This window comes from Vibrio sp. 378 (assembly GCF_033339435.1).
Window position 1 is genome coordinate 1 of the sequence record NZ_JAWOUO010001069.1, and the last position, 538, is coordinate 538.

At 46.7% G+C, this 538-nt stretch carries 1 pseudogene; it reads left to right on the plus strand.

The annotated features are described in order from the left end of the window. Nucleotides 1–415: pseudogene (locus R7Q48_RS30410) on the plus strand (long-chain fatty acid--CoA ligase); the annotation flags it as partial. Nucleotides 416–538 lie beyond the last annotated feature (123 nt).

Genomic DNA, 538 nt, shown 5'->3' on the forward strand with positions numbered 1-538 from the left:
AGGACGCAAGAAGAACCTTATCGTCACCGCATACGGCAGAAATGTCTCACCGGAATGGATTGAATCAGAAGCGTTGGCGTTTTTGCCGATGACGCCGCTGATCGTTACAGGCGATAGCCAACAAACATTATGCGCTGTCGTTGCCAATAGCGAAGACGTCGAAGCAAAGGTTCATGCATTAAACCGAACCCTACCCGATTACGCTCAAATCCGAACCTTATTGCTGCTGGACAACCCACGAGCCATCTCTGGTTGGTACACGGATAACGGCAAGCTCAAACGAAATCAAATCGAACATGATGTGGCTCAGTTATTAGCGAGCACAACGTCTGAATTAACGCTGCAAGCGCAAAAGATCCAACGCATCGATTTGCCCTTTCAGCAACACATTACGTCTTTCCAAACTGCATCTTAGTTAACGGCTTCTTAAGGAGAAGGTTATGACTTTATTTTTCGAACAACTCAAAAAAAGCACTGCCGCTGCTCAACAAGCAATGTTAACTGCGCCAGTCATCGCAGACGTTCAACAAGGCAACAT